Annotated in this window: 18 protein-coding genes; 10 read left to right on the top strand and 8 right to left on the bottom strand. The window is 66.1% G+C overall.

The features are described from left to right. Positions 1 to 68: 68 nt before the first annotated feature. The gene (locus AC1D09_RS16290; RefSeq protein WP_477664184.1) at positions 69 to 437 is read right to left on the bottom strand and encodes a hypothetical protein; all 369 of its coding nucleotides are present in this window, start codon (positions 435 to 437) and stop codon (positions 69 to 71) included. A gap of 160 nt (positions 438 to 597) precedes the next feature. Here AC1D09_RS16290 and AC1D09_RS16285 point away from each other — a divergent pair, with 160 nt between their 5' ends. Continuing rightward, the gene (locus AC1D09_RS16285; protein ID WP_477701137.1) at positions 598 to 1,290 is read left to right on the top strand and encodes a helix-turn-helix transcriptional regulator; all 693 of its coding nucleotides are present in this window, start codon (positions 598 to 600) and stop codon (positions 1,288 to 1,290) included. 23 nt (positions 1,291 to 1,313) lie between these two features. On the opposite strand, the gene AC1D09_RS16280 is transcribed toward AC1D09_RS16285, so the two are convergent. Genes AC1D09_RS16280 through lplT form a run of 3 tightly spaced genes read right to left on the bottom strand, consistent with a single transcriptional unit; the run spans position 1,314 to position 4,064 of the window. After that, on the bottom strand, positions 1,314 to 1,799 hold the full coding sequence (locus AC1D09_RS16280; protein WP_477664183.1) for a glutathione peroxidase: 486 nt from the start codon (positions 1,797 to 1,799) through the stop codon (positions 1,314 to 1,316). Between the two features lie 49 nt (positions 1,800 to 1,848). Further along, positions 1,849 to 2,784, bottom strand: a complete 936-nt coding sequence (locus AC1D09_RS16275) for a DMT family transporter (RefSeq protein ID WP_477664182.1) — start codon at positions 2,782 to 2,784, stop codon at positions 1,849 to 1,851. After that, entirely contained in the window at positions 2,784 to 4,064 is a 1,281-nt protein-coding gene (gene lplT, locus AC1D09_RS16270; protein WP_477664181.1) for a lysophospholipid transporter LplT, read from the bottom strand. Before lplT ends, AC1D09_RS16275 begins: the two co-directional genes overlap by 1 nt. 188 nt (positions 4,065 to 4,252) lie before the next feature. Here lplT and alr point away from each other — a divergent pair, with 188 nt between their 5' ends. The 3 genes from alr to AC1D09_RS16255 are packed head-to-tail and all read left to right on the top strand — an operon-like array spanning position 4,253 to position 6,305. After that, complete coding sequence (gene alr, locus AC1D09_RS16265; protein ID WP_477701136.1) at positions 4,253 to 5,347, top strand: alanine racemase; 1,095 nt, start codon at positions 4,253 to 4,255, stop codon at positions 5,345 to 5,347. A gap of 25 nt (positions 5,348 to 5,372) precedes the next feature. Then, a complete protein-coding gene (locus tag AC1D09_RS16260) occupies positions 5,373 to 5,834 on the top strand; it encodes an RDD family protein (protein WP_477664179.1) in 462 nt (153 codons plus the stop codon). 6 nt (positions 5,835 to 5,840) lie between these two features. Continuing rightward, on the top strand, positions 5,841 to 6,305 hold the full coding sequence (locus AC1D09_RS16255) for an N-acetyltransferase family protein (protein ID WP_477664178.1): 465 nt from the start codon (positions 5,841 to 5,843) through the stop codon (positions 6,303 to 6,305). A 13-nt stretch (positions 6,306 to 6,318) separates the two neighbouring features. Here the strand turns inward: AC1D09_RS16255 and AC1D09_RS16250 are convergent, their stop codons facing one another. The 3 genes from AC1D09_RS16250 to AC1D09_RS16240 form a co-directional block, all read right to left on the bottom strand. Further along, positions 6,319 to 7,212, bottom strand: a complete 894-nt coding sequence (locus AC1D09_RS16250) for an NAD(P)-dependent oxidoreductase (RefSeq protein ID WP_477664177.1) — start codon at positions 7,210 to 7,212, stop codon at positions 6,319 to 6,321. Between the two features lie 46 nt (positions 7,213 to 7,258). Then, positions 7,259 to 8,233: a 2-dehydropantoate 2-reductase gene (locus AC1D09_RS16245; protein WP_477701166.1), complete on the bottom strand. Its 975-nt coding sequence runs from the start codon at positions 8,231 to 8,233 to the stop codon at positions 7,259 to 7,261. Positions 8,234 to 8,316: 83 nt separating this feature from the next. Beyond that, positions 8,317 to 9,303 carry a Bug family tripartite tricarboxylate transporter substrate binding protein gene (locus tag AC1D09_RS16240; RefSeq protein ID WP_477664176.1) on the bottom strand — a complete coding sequence of 329 codons (987 nt, stop codon included), beginning with the start codon at positions 9,301 to 9,303 and terminating at the stop codon, positions 8,317 to 8,319. Between the two features lie 188 nt (positions 9,304 to 9,491). Here AC1D09_RS16240 and radA point away from each other — a divergent pair, with 188 nt between their 5' ends. From radA to waaF, 6 genes are all read left to right on the top strand, one after another. After that, the gene (radA, locus tag AC1D09_RS16235; RefSeq protein ID WP_007873855.1) at positions 9,492 to 10,871 is read left to right on the top strand and encodes a DNA repair protein RadA; all 1,380 of its coding nucleotides are present in this window, start codon (positions 9,492 to 9,494) and stop codon (positions 10,869 to 10,871) included. A 20-nt stretch (positions 10,872 to 10,891) separates the two neighbouring features. Further along, the gene (locus AC1D09_RS16230; protein WP_477664175.1) at positions 10,892 to 11,680 is read left to right on the top strand and encodes a metallophosphoesterase family protein; all 789 of its coding nucleotides are present in this window, start codon (positions 10,892 to 10,894) and stop codon (positions 11,678 to 11,680) included. A gap of 78 nt (positions 11,681 to 11,758) precedes the next feature. After that, a complete protein-coding gene (locus tag AC1D09_RS16225; protein WP_477664174.1) occupies positions 11,759 to 12,172 on the top strand; it encodes a glycerate kinase in 414 nt (137 codons plus the stop codon). 82 nt (positions 12,173 to 12,254) lie between these two features. Further along, entirely contained in the window at positions 12,255 to 13,193 is a 939-nt protein-coding gene (locus AC1D09_RS16220; RefSeq protein ID WP_007873858.1) for a branched-chain amino acid transaminase, read from the top strand. Between the two features lie 8 nt (positions 13,194 to 13,201). Beyond that, positions 13,202 to 13,411, top strand: a complete 210-nt coding sequence (locus tag AC1D09_RS16215) for a zinc-finger domain-containing protein (protein ID WP_007873859.1) — start codon at positions 13,202 to 13,204, stop codon at positions 13,409 to 13,411. Next, positions 13,398 to 14,414: a lipopolysaccharide heptosyltransferase II gene (gene waaF, locus AC1D09_RS16210; RefSeq protein ID WP_477664173.1), complete on the top strand. Its 1,017-nt coding sequence runs from the start codon at positions 13,398 to 13,400 to the stop codon at positions 14,412 to 14,414. The genes AC1D09_RS16215 and waaF overlap by 14 nt, the downstream gene beginning before the upstream one ends. Here the strand turns inward: waaF and AC1D09_RS16205 are convergent. Then, positions 14,411 to 15,034 (bottom strand): carboxymuconolactone decarboxylase family protein, encoded by a 624-nt coding sequence (locus tag AC1D09_RS16205; RefSeq protein WP_477664172.1) that lies wholly within the window; start codon positions 15,032 to 15,034, stop codon positions 14,411 to 14,413. The two genes, waaF and AC1D09_RS16205, sit on opposite strands and share 4 nt — an antisense overlap. Between the last annotated feature and the right edge of the window lie 109 nt (positions 15,035 to 15,143).

Genomic DNA, 15,143 nt, shown 5'->3' with positions numbered 1-15,143 from the left:
TACTTTATGGATGGCTCGACCGGACCCGATGAAGCTAAACGCCGAAACCAGGATGCTCAAGCACATGGTCAGAGCGCATGCCCGAAAAGTGCCAGCACAAAGATGACACCAACGATGGCAAGCGCGATGCGCCGATTGCGTGAGACAAGCCCGATGGACGTCGTCTGCAATGGCCAGGAAGCGAGCAACAGGCAGAGAAAGCCAAATGCAATCCCAAAGACAATAGCCGTGCCGAGATAGCCATGAAGAGAAAAGGTATCCAGGATGCTCGATGGTGCGAAAACTATCAACCCGCACAAGCCCCAGCGCCAAAGCGACGGTACAGGAATCAACAGCGCTGCGCAATGAGGGCATGCAACCGGCCGCGTCCACCAGACCCGTAGGCGAAATAACGCGCCGAGCGAGCGGTTCTGGCAGTTCGGACAGGCTGTACTCATTTATACGGGTATGGAAGTTCCACGAAACACCACGATGTCTCCTCGGTTTGTCGGAGGGCAATACGCGCGCAGATGGATGCCTGCACTATAGCCGCGCATGGCGTATGTTGGCCATTTCGACACGCGTTAAGCTGCGGTCATTCAAATCACTCGACACACCATGCGCCGCGCCGACCGCCTTTTCCATCTAGTCCAGCTGATTCGCGGCCGCCGCCTGAGCACGGCGGAATTCCTGGCCAAGCGGCTGGAGGTGTCTGAGCGCACCATTTACCGCGACGTGGCCGACCTGCAGCACCAGGGCGTGCCGATTGAAGGCGAGGCCGGTGTGGGTTACCGGCTGGGCGCGGGCTTTGACCTGCCGCCGCTGATGTTCACGCAAAAGGAAGCCAATGCACTGGCCGCCTCGGTGCGCCTGGCCCAGGCCTGGCTGGACCCGGCCATGGCGGGCGATGCGGAAGCGGCCTGGAGCAAGATTTTTTCGGTGCTGCCGCCCACGGCGCGTGCGGCGGCCGAAGGTGTGCCGCTGTATGCGGTGGTGATCAATCCCGATGAAGCCACGCAGCGCAGCCTGCAATTGCTGCGCGAGGCGGTGCATGCGCGCTGCAAGGTGGATGTGCGCTACCTCGATGCGGCCGGGCGGGAAAGCCGGCGTGTGCTCTGGCCGCTGGGTTGTTTTTACTGGGGCAGCGTCTGGACGCTGGGCGCCTGGTGCGAGACCCGGCAGGACTTTCGCAGCTTTCGCGTGGACCGCATGGCAGAGATCGACGTGCTGGACGAGCGCGTGGGCCACGAGGCGGGCCGCACGCTGGCGGATTATTTGCGCACCGTCAAAGCCGGCCCCAAGCCTCCTTGAGTTACACGCAGGGCGGCTCTGCCTCAGGCGGCTAGTGCGGCCTCGATATCCTTGGCCAGGTCGGCCGGTTTGTCGGTGGGCGCGTAGCGCCGGATCACCTTGCCGTCCTTGCCGACCAGGAATTTGGTGAAGTTCCATTTGATGGATTTGCTGCCCAGCAGGCCGGGCGCCTCGGCCGACAGCCATTTGTAGAGCGGATGCGCGGCCGGGCCGTTGACGTCGATCTTGGACATCATGGGAAAACTCACGCCATAGTTGACCTGGCAGAAGGACTCGATCTCGCCGTCGGCGCCCGGGTCCTGCGAGCCGAACTGGTTGCAGGGGAAACCCAGCACCGCCAGGCCCTTGCCGGCGTACTGCTTGTGCAGCTCTTCGAGGCCGCCGAACTGCGGCGTGAAGCCGCATTTGCTGGCGGTGTTGACGATCAGCATGACCTTGCCCTTGAACCCGGCCAGCGAGATGTCCTGGCCGTTGATCTGGCGTGCTTCGAAATCGTAGACGGTGCTCATGGGGGTGTCTCCTGGTGCGGTTGTTGCCGGCGCTGTCCCGGTTGCCGGTTTACCGCGATTCTGCACCGCCCGGCGCGGTTTGGGCAGATGCCGATGGCGCCATGGCCGCCAGCAGCGCGGCCAGCACGATCAGGCTGCCGCCCAGCAGGATGCGCGGCGTGAGCTCGGCGGCGCCCAGCGCGGCCGAGGACAGGCTGGCGAACAGGATTTCGGTCAGCATCACGATGGCCGTGGTGCCGGCGGCCAGGCGCGCTGCGCCGTACTGCAGGCAGGCGTTGCTGGCCATGAAAGCCAGCGCCAGCCCCAGCGCCACCGGAATGCCTGCCAGCGCCAAAGTCGGCGCGGGCACCGCGGCTTGCGACATGCCGACCAATGCGGCGCAAGCCGCCATCAGGCCGCTGCCGCCGAACATGGCCAGCATGCGCGATTCACCGAGCGTGTGCCTGGATTTGCGCAGCATGGCGTTGGTCAGCGCGAAGCTGAAGCCGCCCATGATGGCCAGCCAGTCGGCCCCGCCTTGCGGCACGGGCCAGGGGGAGTCCGGCGTCTTGAGCACAATCAACACGCCGGCCATGGCCAGCAGCAGGCGCAGCAGCGAGGCCGGCGTGGGTTTTTCGCCCAGCATGGCCCAGGCCACCAGCACCGACCAGGCCGGCATCAGGTAGAACAGCAGCACCACGCGCACCACGTCGCCGACGGTCACGGCCCAGTTGAAGCCGACATTGGTCAGGCCCGCGCCCGCCACCAGGAGCCACAGCTGCGGATGCGCGGCAAAGCCGCGCCAGGCTTTCGGCATCAAGACCAGCAGCCCGGCCACCACAATCGCATAGACCAGCGCCGTGGTCCACAGCGGGTGCAGGCCCAGGCTTTGCAGCTGGCGCAGCGGCCACCAGGACACGCCCCAGACGAAGGCATTGAATGTAAGAGCCAGCACGGCTTTGGGCGTGCCGCTGCGCACGGCGGCGCCTGTTGCGTCGGCCGCCATCAGTGCGATTTATCGCTGCGGGCGATGCTCAGCAGGTGGTCGACCTGTTCCTTGTGTTTGACAAGGTTGTGCTGGTGCCAGCGCTGGATCAGCCACATAAAGCCGGCCACCACGACGCCGAAGGCGGTGATCGCGCCGAAGGCCGACAGGCCCATGCCGGTGGACAGGCTGTAGAAAGCGCCCAGGCTCAGGATGCAGGCCTGTTCGTTGAAGTTCTGCACCGCGATGGAGCGGCCCGCGCCCATGAGGTTGTGGCCGCGGTGCTGCAGCAGCGCGTTCATGGGCACCACCAGGAAGCCGCCCAGGCCGCCCAGCAGGATCAGGAAGGGTGCGGCCACCCAGACGCTGCCGATGAAATTCATCAGCACGACCAGCAGGCCCATGGCAATGCCCAGCGGCATCACGCTGGTGGCCTGGTCCAGCCGCATGCGCATGGAGGCCATCACGGCGCCCACGGCCGTGCCTATGGCCACCACGCCGACCAGCGAGGAGGCCTGCGAGGTGCTGTAGCCCAGGGCCGCGGCGCTCCAGGCCAGCACAATGTAGCGCAGGTTGCCGGAAACGCCCCAGAACAAGGTGGTGGTGGCCAGGGAGATCTGGCCCAGCTTGTCGCGCCACAGCGCCGAATTGCAGTTCCAGAAGTCGGGCAGCAGCTCAAGCTTGTTGCGCGGCATGGGCCGCATCTCGACGCCGGTGTCGGGGATGCGCGTGTTGAACCAGGCCGCGACGATGTACAGCAGGATAAGCACGGCGATCGCCGCTTCGGGCGCGGTGTCTATGCCGGTTTCGAAAACCGGGAAGTCGAACGACAGCAGCAGGCTGGACACCGTGTGGCCGACCAGCTGGCCGCCCAGCAGTACGCCCAGGATGATGGAGGAAATCGTCAGCCCCTCGATCCAGCCGTTGGCCTTGACGAGCTGCGAGGCCGGCAGCAGTTCGGTGAGGATGCCGTATTTGGCCGGTGAATAAGCGGCGGCGCCCAGCCCGACGATGGCGTAGGCCAGCAGCGGGTGCGAGCCGAACAGCATCATGAGGCAGCCTATGACCTTGATGGCATTGCTCACGAACATCACGTTGCCCTTGGGCCGCGCGTCGGCGAAAGCGCCCACAAAAGGCGCCAACACCACGTAAAACAAGGCAAACATGGGCACCAGCGCCGCTGGCTGCCACTTGGGCGCCCCGCTGGTCTTGAGCAGCTCCACGGCGGCCACAAACAGCGCGTTATCAGCCAGCGAGCTGAAAAACTGGGCCGCCATGATGGTGTAAAAACCGCGCTTCATTAAACTGTTGTGGTCATTGCGGCACTGCATCAGCCGATCTGATGCTGCAAGATATGGATGAATGTCTCCGGACGATTCCGGTTTATAGCATGGGGGGCGGTGTCAGAATGCAGAAAGCCCTTAGAACCGGTTCACCGCCTCCACCGGGCCGCTGAGGCCGCCGCCCGCACCAACTTCTTCTTTGCACCATGCCACGTCCCATTCTTGCCACCATCCACACCGCGGCGCTTGCCCACAACCTGGGCGTTGCGCGCGCCGCCGCGCCCGACGCCAAGGTCTGGGCCGTCGTCAAGGCCAACGCCTACGGGCACGGCATAGAACGCGTCTTCGACGCGCTGCGCAGCGCCGACGGTTTCGCGCTGCTGGACCTGGCCGAGGCCCAGCGCCTGCGCGCGCTCGACTGGCGCGGCCCCATCCTGCTGCTGGAGGGTTGCTTTGACGCGCGCGACCTGGAGCTGTGCTCGCGCCTGGGCCTGTGGCACTCGATCCATTGCAACGAGCAGATCGACATGCTGGCCGCCCACAAGACGCAGCTGCCGCACCGCGTGTTCCTCAAGATGAACTCGGGCATGAACCGCCTGGGCTTTCCGCCCGAGCGCTACCGCGCCGCCTGGACGCGCCTGAACGCGCTGCCGCAGGTCGAGGAGATCACATTGATGACGCACTTCTCCGACGCCGACGGCCCCAAGGGCATCAGCGCGGCGCTGCAGGCCTTCGACGCCGTCACGCACGACCTGCCCGGCGAGCGCACGCTGAGCAACAGCGCCGCCACGCTGCGCCACCGCGACGTACTGGCCGGCCGCTCCGACTGGGTGCGGCCCGGCATCCTGGTCTACGGCAGCGCGCCCGATTTCCCCGAACACACGGCGGCCGGCTGGGGTTTGCAGCCCACCATGACGCTGTCGTCAAAAATCATCGGCGTGCAGGACCTCAAGGCCGGCGATACCGTGGGCTATGGCTCGAGCTTCACCGCCGACGGCCCGCTGCGCATAGGCATCGTGGCCTGCGGTTATGCCGACGGCTACCCGCGCCACTGCAGCACCGGCACGCCCGTGCTGGTGAACGGCGTGCGCACCCGCATGGTGGGCCGCGTCAGCATGGACATGATCACGGTGGACCTCACGCCCGTGCCCGCCGCGGGCATGGGCAGCGAAGTCACCCTGTGGGGCCGCGCTGGAGGCGGCGCCGAGCTGTCCATCGACGAAGTCGCGCAGGCCGGTGCCACCGTGGGCTATGAATTGATGTGCGCGCTTGCGCAGCGCGTGCCCGTACAGATCGAATGAAAAACCTCTCCAACTGGAGTTTTCCATGGCATCGGAAGAACTGGAATACGCGGGCTTCTGGATCCGCGTCTGGGCGTCGATCATCGACACCCTGCTGCTGGGCATCGTGGTGTATCCGCTGCTGACGGCGATCTACGGCGACGCCTACTGGGAGGGCACGAGCTTCGTCCACGGCCCCCTGGATTTCCTGATCTCCTGGGTGCTGCCCGCGGTGGCGGTGATCGCGTTCTGGGTGGCGCGCCAGGCCACGCCCGGAAAGATGGCGATTGCCGCGCGCATAGTTGACGCCGACACCGGCAATAACCCTGGCACCGGCCAATTGCTGATTCGCTACCTCGGTTACTTTGTTTCCTGCATCCCGCTGGGCCTGGGCATTTTCTGGGTGGCCTTTGACGCGCGCAAGCAGGGCTGGCACGACAAGATGGCCGGCACGGTGGTGGTGCGCAAAAAATCCGGAACCACCCGGCCCGTGGAATTTAGTGCCTGACCATCCATGACATCAGCGATCACCATCCGTCCCGTCCGCAAAGCGGACTTCGCCGCCTGGCTTCCGCTCTGGGCCGGCTACAACCGCTTCTACGGCCGCTCCGGCCCGACCGCGCTGGCCGACGAAATCACCGCCATGACCTGGTCGCGGTTTTTTGATGCCTATGAGCCGGTGCATGCGCTGGTCGCCGAATCGGGGAATGGCGAGCTTGTGGGCCTCACGCACTACCTGTATCACCGCAGCAGCACCCGCATTGTTCCGGTCTGTTATCTGCAGGATTTGTTCACCGCCGAATCGGTGCGTGGCCGCGGCGTCGGTAAGGCCTTGATCGAGGCCGTCTATGAACAAGCCAGGGCGGCGGGCTGCGACCGGGTGTACTGGCAAACCCACGAAACCAACACCACGGCCATGCGGCTGTACGACCAGGTGGCCGAAAAATCCGGCTTTGTGGTGTACGCCAAGGCCTTGTAGCGGGCTGCGTTGTTTACTGCGGCGTGATCTTCGCGCCGGTCAGCTTTTCCTGCGCCTTCACCAGTGCCGGAACAAACTCCTTGCCGTAGCCCAGCGCGCTGGCGGTCACCAGGCTCTGGTGCACGGCCTCGCCGACCATAGACGGCACCTTGACCATCTCGGCCAGGTGGGTGTAGTAGCGCAAGTCCTTGCGCGCGTTGTCGAGCTCGAACTTGAGGCCGGCAAAATCGCCGCCCAGGGTTTTGGCCATGGCCTGGAACAGGCCCGAGTTCACCGCGCCGGCGGACACCACGTCGACCAGTTTTTGCGGCTCGATGCCGGCCAGCGCGCCCACGGCAAAGGCTTCGGCCGTGGCCGTGCAGATGGCCTGGGCAACGAAGTTGTTGAGCAGCTTGACCACATGGCCGGCGCTGGGGCCGCCCACGTGGAAGATGTTTTCGCAGTAAGCCGCCAGCACCGGGCGGATCCTGTCGAACACCGCCTGCTCGGCGCCCACCATGGTGTTGAGCTTGCCGAGCTCGGCCTCCACCGGCGTGCGCGCCAGCGGCGCGTCGACCAGGATGGCGCCATGCTGCGCGCACAAAGCGGCCAGGCGGCGCGTGGACTCGGGCTCGCTGGTCGAGGTGTCGATCACGACCAGGCCGGCCCTGGCCTTGGACAGCACGCCGTTGGGGCCCAGCAAGGTTTCTTCTACCTGGGGCGAGCCGGTCACGCAAATCACGACGGCGTCGCAGGTGCCGAGTTCGGCCGGGCCGAACGCCTGTTTCGCGCCGGCGGCCAGCAGGTCGGCTACGCGCTCCCTGTTGCGGTGCACGGTCAGGCTGAGCTGGAAGCCTTTGGCCAGCAGGTTGCGCGCGATGCCGTGGCCCATCATTCCCGATGCGCCTATGACGCCTATGTGTTTCATGTTGTCTCCTGGAAAAGTGGTGGTGAATGGAATGAAACGGAGGGCCTCAGTACAAGCCCTTGACCCGCGCCTGCAGCCGCGCCAGGCCCAGCAGGGCGTTGGTGGAGGGCGTGGGCACGGCCGTCAACTGGCCCAGTTCGCGCACGGCGCTCACGAGCGCGTCGAGCTCGACGGGCTTGCCGGCCTCCACGTCCTGCAGCATGGAGGTCTTGAAGGCGCCCAGCTTGCGTGTGATGACATGGCGCTCCTCGGGGGTCTGATTAATGGGGATGCCTATGCGCGCGCCGATTTCCTTGGCCTCCAGCATGATGCTGTGGGTAAAGGCGGTCACGAGCTCGTCGTCGAGCACGCGGTCCATGGTCGCGCCGGTCAGCGCGCTGATCGGGTTGGCCGTCATATTGCCCCAGAGTTTGAACCAGATGTCTTTCTGGATCTGGTCCGACACCGGGGCTTCGAAGCCGGCCTTTTCGAGCAGCGCGGCCAGTTGCAGCACGCGGGCGGTCTTCTCGCCCGAAGGCTCGCCAATGATGAGTTTGTTGCCGAAGTGGTGGTGCACCTGGCCGGGCTCGTCGAGCGAGCAGCTCGCATGCACCACACAGCCCACGATGTGCCGGGCCGGAATCGCCTCGGCGATCTCGCCCGCCGGATCTACTGAGCTGAGGCGCTGGCCGGCCAGCGCGCCGCCAAAGCCTTGCAAAAACCACCAGGGCACGCCGTTCATGGCCGTCAGCACCAGGGTGTCCGGGCCCAGCAGCGGCGCGATCTGGTGGGCGACCTCGGGCAGCGAGGGCGCCTTGACGGCCAGCACCACCATGTCCTGCACACCGAGTTCGGCCGGCCGGGCGCTGGAGGCCACGGCCTGCGAGCTGACCGTGCCGCCCTGGTTGAGCCTCAGGCCGTGCAGCTGCAAGGCTTCGAGTGTGCCGCCGCGTGCCACCACGCTGACGCTGCAGCCGGCGCGCGCCAGCCCCATACCTATCCAGCCGCCTATGGCGCCCGCGCCGTAAATACATACCTTCATGCTGCTGCCCATGGTTCTCTTGATCACAAAAAAACGGCCGCCCGGCGTAAAGGGCGGCGCCTGCTCACCATCAGGGGAAGGGCTTAGCCTTCCGGTGTAAAGCCCACAGCTTTGACCAAGGGGCCCCACAGCTCGGTGTCGGCCTTGAGCATGGCGGCCAGTTGGGCCGGCGAGGTGGGCGCCGGCTCCAGGAAGGACACGGCCAGTCCGTCGATCACGTCCTGAGAGGCCAGCGCGCTGCGTATGCCGGCGTTCAGGCGCTGCACCACATCCTGCGGCGCCTTGGCCGGCAGGAAAAAGCCGAACCACTCGGTGAAGGCCAAGTCCTTGAAACCCTGCTCCACGAGCGTGGGCGTGTTCGGCGTGAAGCGGCTGCGTTTGGGGCCGCTGGTGGAGAGCAGGCGGCATTTGCCGGCCGCCACATGCTGGGTGAATTCGCCGGTGGGGCCCGACACGGCGGCGATCTGCCCGCCCACCATGTCGAGCACCGCGGGCTGGGTGCCGCGGAAGGCGACGTGGCGCAGGTCGACGTTGCCGCCACGGCCCAGCAGCGCGCCTATGAAGTGCGGCGAGGAGCCGGCCGCCGGCGAGCCGAAGTTGGCCTGGCCGGGGTTGGCCTTGCACCAGGCGAGGAAGTCGGGCACGGTCTTGACGCTGGCCGGCACCATGGGGCCGACGGCAAAGCCGTAGTCAAAAATCGCCGCGGCCGAGACCGGCGTCAGGTCGGCCACCGGGTCGTAGGGCAGCTTCTTGTAAGTGTGGGGGTAGATGCCCAGCATGGACATGGGCGTGAGCAGCACCGTCGCGCCGTCGGGCGCGGCCGTCTTGACGAACTGCACGGCGATCTGCCCGCCCGCGCCGGTTTTGTTCTCGACCACCGCGCTTTTGGCATAGCCGGGGTGCAGTTTGTCGGCCACGCGGCGCGAGACGATGTCGGCGGTGCCGCCGGGCGCGAAGCCAGCGATGACCTTGGTGCTGTCAAGGGCCTGGGCCCAGGCCTGCCGGCCTATGCCGGCGAGCAGGGCGGCGGCGCTGGAAGACTGTATGAGCTGGCGGCGCGAAATGTTCATGGTGCGGTGTCCTCAAGAAAGCAATGGGGGTCGGGTCGGCGGGGAAATACAGCAAAAGGCCATTGTCTGTGCAAGCGCGCAATTATGCTGAGCCGGCGGGATTCCGCCAGGCGGCCAGCTTGTCGGGCCGGCGCCTCCCGCATCATGATCAAATCCAAAACCTGGTTATTTATACAGTAATATCGCGTATGGCCAAAGACAAGACGATTTACACCTGCAGCGAATGCGGCGGCAGCAGCCCCAAGTGGCTGGGCAAGTGCCCGCACTGCAATGCCTGGAACACGCTGGTCGAGTCGGCCGCCGAGAGCGGCGCGCCGGCCAAGAACCGCTACAGCAGCCAGTTCCAGTCGCTGGCCAAGGCCTCCGACGTGACCGCCCTGTCCGACATCGAAGCCACCGACATGGAGCGCACGCCCACCGGCCACGAAGAGCTGGACCGCGTGCTGGGCGGCGGCATCGTGGAAGGTGGCGTGGTGCTGATAGGCGGCGACCCGGGCATAGGCAAATCCACGCTGCTGCTGCAGGCGCTTGATTCGCTGCAGCGCGCCGGGCTCAACACCCTGTATGTCACCGGTGAAGAAAGCGGCGCGCAGGTCGCGTTGCGCTCGCGCCGGCTCGGGCTGGATGGCTCGCAGGTCAAGGTGCTGGCCGAGATCCAGCTTGAAAAAATCCTCGCCACGCTGGAAGCCACCCAGCCGGCGATTGCCGTCATCGACTCCATCCAGACCGTGTATTCCGACCAGCTGACTTCCGCGCCCGGCTCGGTCGCGCAGGTGCGCGAATGCGCGGCCCACCTCACGCGCGCGGCCAAGTCCAGCGGCGTGTGCATCGTGCTGGTGGGCCATGTGACCAAAGAAGGAGCGCTGGCCGGCCCGCGCGTGCTCGAGCACATGGTGGACACCGTGCTCTACTTTGAAGGCGACACGCATTCGAGCTTTCGCCTGGTGCGCGCCATCAAGAACCGCTTCGGTGCGGTCAACGAGATCGGCGTGTTCGCGATGACCGAAAAAGGCCTCAAGGGCGTGGCCAATCCGAGCGCCATCTTTTTGAGCCAGCACAGCGAACCCGTGCCCGGCAGCTGCGTGCTGGTCACGCTGGAAGGCACGCGCCCCATGCTGGTTGAAATCCAGGCGCTGGTCGACAACGGCGGGCCCAGCCCGCGGCGCCTCTCGGTAGGCCTGGACCGCGACCGCCTGGCCATGCTGCTGGCGGTACTGCACCGCCATGCGGGCGTGGCCTGCATGGACCAGGACGTGTTTGTCAATGCCGTGGGCGGCGTGCGCATCAGCGAGCCGGCCGCCGACCTGTCCGTGATGCTGGCCATCACCTCGTCCCTGCGCGGCAAGCCGCTGCCCAAGGGTTTTATCGCCTTTGGCGAAGTGGGCCTGGCCGGCGAGGTGCGGCCGGCCCCGCGCGGCCAGGAGCGCCTGAAGGAGGCTGCCAAGCTGGGCTTTAGCGTGGCCGTGGTGCCCAAGGCCAACGCGCCCAAAAAGCCCATCGAGGGCCTGACCATCCACGCGGTGGAGCGGGTGGAAGAGGCGATGAACGTGGTGCGCGGCCTGGGCTGAGGCGTTGCACAATCAGTGGCATGAAACTCGCCGCCATCTCCGACATCCACGGCAACCTGCCGGCGCTGGAGGCCGTGCTGGCCGACATCGAAGGCCAGGGCGTGGACCAGGTGGTGAACCTCGGCGACATCCTCAGCGGGCCACTGCAGCCGGCCGAAACGGCTGATTTGCTGATGGCGCGCGGCTTTCCCACGATTCGCGGCAACCATGAACGGCAGGTGCTGGAGCTGATCGACCAGGGCCAGTACCTGGACCCCCTGGGCACCGACGGCTACACGGCGGCCCAGCTGGGTTCGGCGCACCTGGCGTGGATACGCTCACTGCCCGAAAGCCTGACGCTGGCCGGCGGCGACATCCTGCTGTGCCACGGCACGCCGGCCAGCGACCTGATTTACTGGCTGGAAACCACCATTCCCGGCTTCGGCGCGGGCCACGCCACGGGCATAAGCCCGGCCACGGCGGATGAAGTGCGCGAGCGCCTGGGCGCCACAGCGCAGTCCGGGCATACGCTGGTCCTGTGCGGCCACACCCATGTGCCGCGTTTGGCGCAGTGCGGCGATGTGCTCATCGTCAACCCCGGCAGCGTCGGCCTGCAGGCCTATGACGACGCGCACCCGCATCCGCATGTGGTGGAAAACGGCGCGCCGCATGCGCGCTATGCCATCGCTGAAAAAACCGGCGTGGGCTGGCGCGTCGATCTGCGCGCCGTGCCTTACGACCACCTGGCGCAGTCGCGGGTGGCGGCCAGCCGTGGGCGCGGCGACTGGGCGCATGCGCTGGCCACGGGCTGGGCCGCGCGCGCGGGCTGAATCCCCGTTTTGCCGCCGCTCAGGCGCCTACGCAGTCCCCGCAGCCGGCCGCCGGGCCGGGGCTGCGAAAATAGCGCCATGAACTTCCAGAAAATCCTTGTTCCCGTGGCCGGCGTCGCGGCCGTTGTGCTGGGCTACCGCTTTTACGGCTGGGCCGGTGTGGCCGCGGTAGCCGGCGGCCTGGTCATGTGGGTGCTGCTGCATTTCAGCCGCATGATGCAGATCCTCAAACGCGCGGCCAACCGCCCCATAGGGTATGTCGACAGCGCGGTCATGCTCAATGCCAAGCTCAAGCCCGGCATGACGCTGCTGCACGTCGTGGCCATGACGCGGGCGCTGGGCGAGCGGCTTTCGCCCAAGGATGAGCAGCCCGAGATCTTCCGCTGGGCCGATGCCGGCGAATCCAGGGTCACCTGCACCTTTGTGGGTGGCAAGCTGGCCCACCATGAGCTTTTCAGGCCCGCGCAGGACGCGGCGGCGCCCGCCCCGTAAAATCGCCAATTCAGGTTTTTCGGGCGGCGCCCCGCGCGCGCCCGGCTTCCCGCATCACCCCACATAGAACAGGATTCCCATCATGCCCCCAGTAGCACCCTCCATGGCAGACCGCGACGGCAAAATCTGGATGGACGGCCAGATGGTCGATTGGCGCGACGCCAAGATCCACGTGCTGAGCCACACCCTGCATTACGGCTGCGGCGCTTTTGAAGGCGTGCGCGCCTACAACGCGGCCGGCGGCACGGCGGTTTTCCGCCTTGAAGAGCACACCGAGCGCCTCTTCAACAGCGCCAAGATCCTGCGCATGAAGATTCCGTTCACCCAGGAAGAAGTCAACGAAGCCACCAAAGCCGTGGTGCGCGAGAACAAGCTGGAGTCCTGCTACATCCGTCCGCTGACCTGGATAGGCTCGCAAAAACTCGGCGTCAGCCCCAAGGGCAACCAGATCCACCTGATGGTCGCGGCCTGGGCCTGGGGCGCCTACCTCGGCGAAGAGGGCATGAAGCGCGGCATACGCGTGAAGACTTCGAGCTACACGCGCCACCACGTCAACATCACCATGACGCAGGCCAAGGCGGTGAGCAACTACACCAACTCCATCCTGGCCAATATGGAAGCGCTGGACGACGGCTACGACGAGGCGCTGCTGCTGGACGCCTCGGGTTTCGTCAGCGAAGGCGCGGGCGAGAATATTTTTGTGGTCAAGGGCGGCGTGGTCTACACACCCGACCTCTCGGCCGGCGCGCTCAACGGCATCACGCGCAACACCATCCTGCACATCTGCAAGGACCTGGGCCTGGAGCTGGTGCAAAAGCGCATCACGCGCGACGAGGTGTATATCTCGGATGAGGCCTTTTTCACCGGCACCGCCGCCGAAGTCACGCCTATCCGCGAACTCGACCGCATTGAAATCGGCGCCGGCTCGCGCGGCCCCATCACCGAAAAAATCCAGAGCGCCTTCTTTGACATCGTCAACGGCCGCAATCCCAAATACGCCCATTGGCTCGCCAAGGTTTGAACATATCTATGAGCACCTCTTCTTCTGTTGAACTGCTGGCCTCCGACCTGAATGCGCAAGGCGGTGTCTACTGCCCCAGCCCCAAGGCCGACATGAAAATCTGGAACAGCCACCCCAAGGTCTACCTGGATGTGGCGCGCACCGGCGAAGCGAAATGCCCCTATTGCGGGACCGTCTACAAATTAAAAGACGGCGAGCATTTCGGTGGCGGCCACTAAAAACACCCTCGTCATCGCTCCACAGTGGATTGGGGATGCGGTGATGACGGAGCCGCTGCTGCGCCGCTTGCATGCGCGCGGCGAGCGCCTCACGGTGGGGGCCTTGCCCTGGGTGGCGCCTGTGTACCGCGCCATGCCGCAGGTGGCCGAGGTCATCGAGTTTCCTTTTGCGCACGGCGGCCTGCAGTTCCGGGAGCGCCGGGCGATCGCCAAGCGCATTGAAGGCCGTTTCGACAAAGCCTATGTGTTGCCCAACTCGCTGAAAAGCGCGCTGCTGCCCTTTCTGGCCAGCATTCCCGAGCGCATAGGCTACTTCGGCGAGGCGCGCGTGGGCCTGCTCACGCACCGGCTCAAGAACCCCAAGAACAAGCCGCCCATGGTGGCGTTTTATTCGGCCTTGAGCGGGGAGGGCGATCTCGACAAGGACACACCGCGGCTGCAGATGGCGCCGGCCGAAATCGACCAGGCGCTGGCCGAACTGGGCTTGCGGCGCGGCGGCTATTACGTGTTTGCGCCGGGCGCCGAGTATGGGCCTGCCAAGCGCTGGCCGGCCCGCCATTTCTCGGAGCTGGCCGCGCGGCTGGACTTGCCGGTGGTGCTGCTGGGCTCAGGCAAGGAAGCGGCGCTGTGCGAGGAAATCGCCGCGCCCGTGAATGCGGCGAAAGCCGGCCACTGCCTGAATTTCGCGGGCAAGACCTCGCTGGTGCAGGCGCTGTGCCTGATCGCTGCCTGCAAAAGCACGATCAGCAACGACTCGGGCCTGATGCATGTGGCGGCGGCGTTCGGCGTGCCGCAGGTCGCGATTTTCGGTTCGTCCAGCCCGTTGCACACGCCGCCGCTGAGCGGCAAGGCCAGCGTGCTCTGGCTCAAGGCCGATGCGGATTACCAGCCGCCGCTGGACTGCGCGCCTTGTTTTGAACGCGAATGCCCGCTGGGCCACACGCGTTGCCTGAATGACATCAGCGCCGACCGTGTGCTGGCGGCGCTGGCGCCGATGCCCTAGCCCGGGAAGGCGGACAGGGGCGCCACACTCGGCTTGGCCTGCGTCGGCGTGCGCGCCACATTCATGACCCAGCACACCATCACGAAGTAGCCGACCAGGCTCACCAGCTCGACCACGCCCTGTTCGCCAAAGGTTTTGACGGCCGCGGCATAGGTCGCGTCGCTGCAGCCGTGCTGGCGCAGCACTTCGAAGCTCAGGTCCAGCGCGACGGCTTCGTCTTCGGCCATGCCGCGCGGCTGGCGGCCGTCGGCAATCGCGTCCACGGTGGCCTGGGCCACGCCCGCGGCCACCGCCAGCGGCGCATGCATCAGCCATTCGAACTGGTTGGCGGTGTGGCGGGCCGCCACGCAGGTCGCGAGTTCGCGTATGCGCGCGTCCAGCGTGCTCTCAAAACGCAGGTAGGCGCCCACGTCACCGACGCGGCCCATGAGCTGCGGGCTGCGCAGCAGCGGGATGAAGGGGCCGAACACGGCCTTGCGCGGCCCGGCGATGATGGCATCGGCGGCTTCGCGTTGCGCGGGCGACATGGCCTCGCGCGGCATCAGCGGCATGCGGTCCGCGGTGGACGGGAAAAAGCCCTGGGGGATGCTGGCGGGCTGGGGCGTGGCGGCGGTGCTCATGGCTTGCGGTCCTGTGCTGAGAAGGAGGCCCTAGGGTATCAAAGCCTGCGCTGCCTGGCACCGGGGCAAAAAAAAGGCCACCTCGCGGTGGCCTGTTGAAAGTTCTCCT

This window comes from Polaromonas sp. P1_A2 (assembly GCF_056406895.1).
Note: the sequence above shows the minus strand (reverse complement) of the source record. Positions and strands in the feature narration are given on the sequence as shown.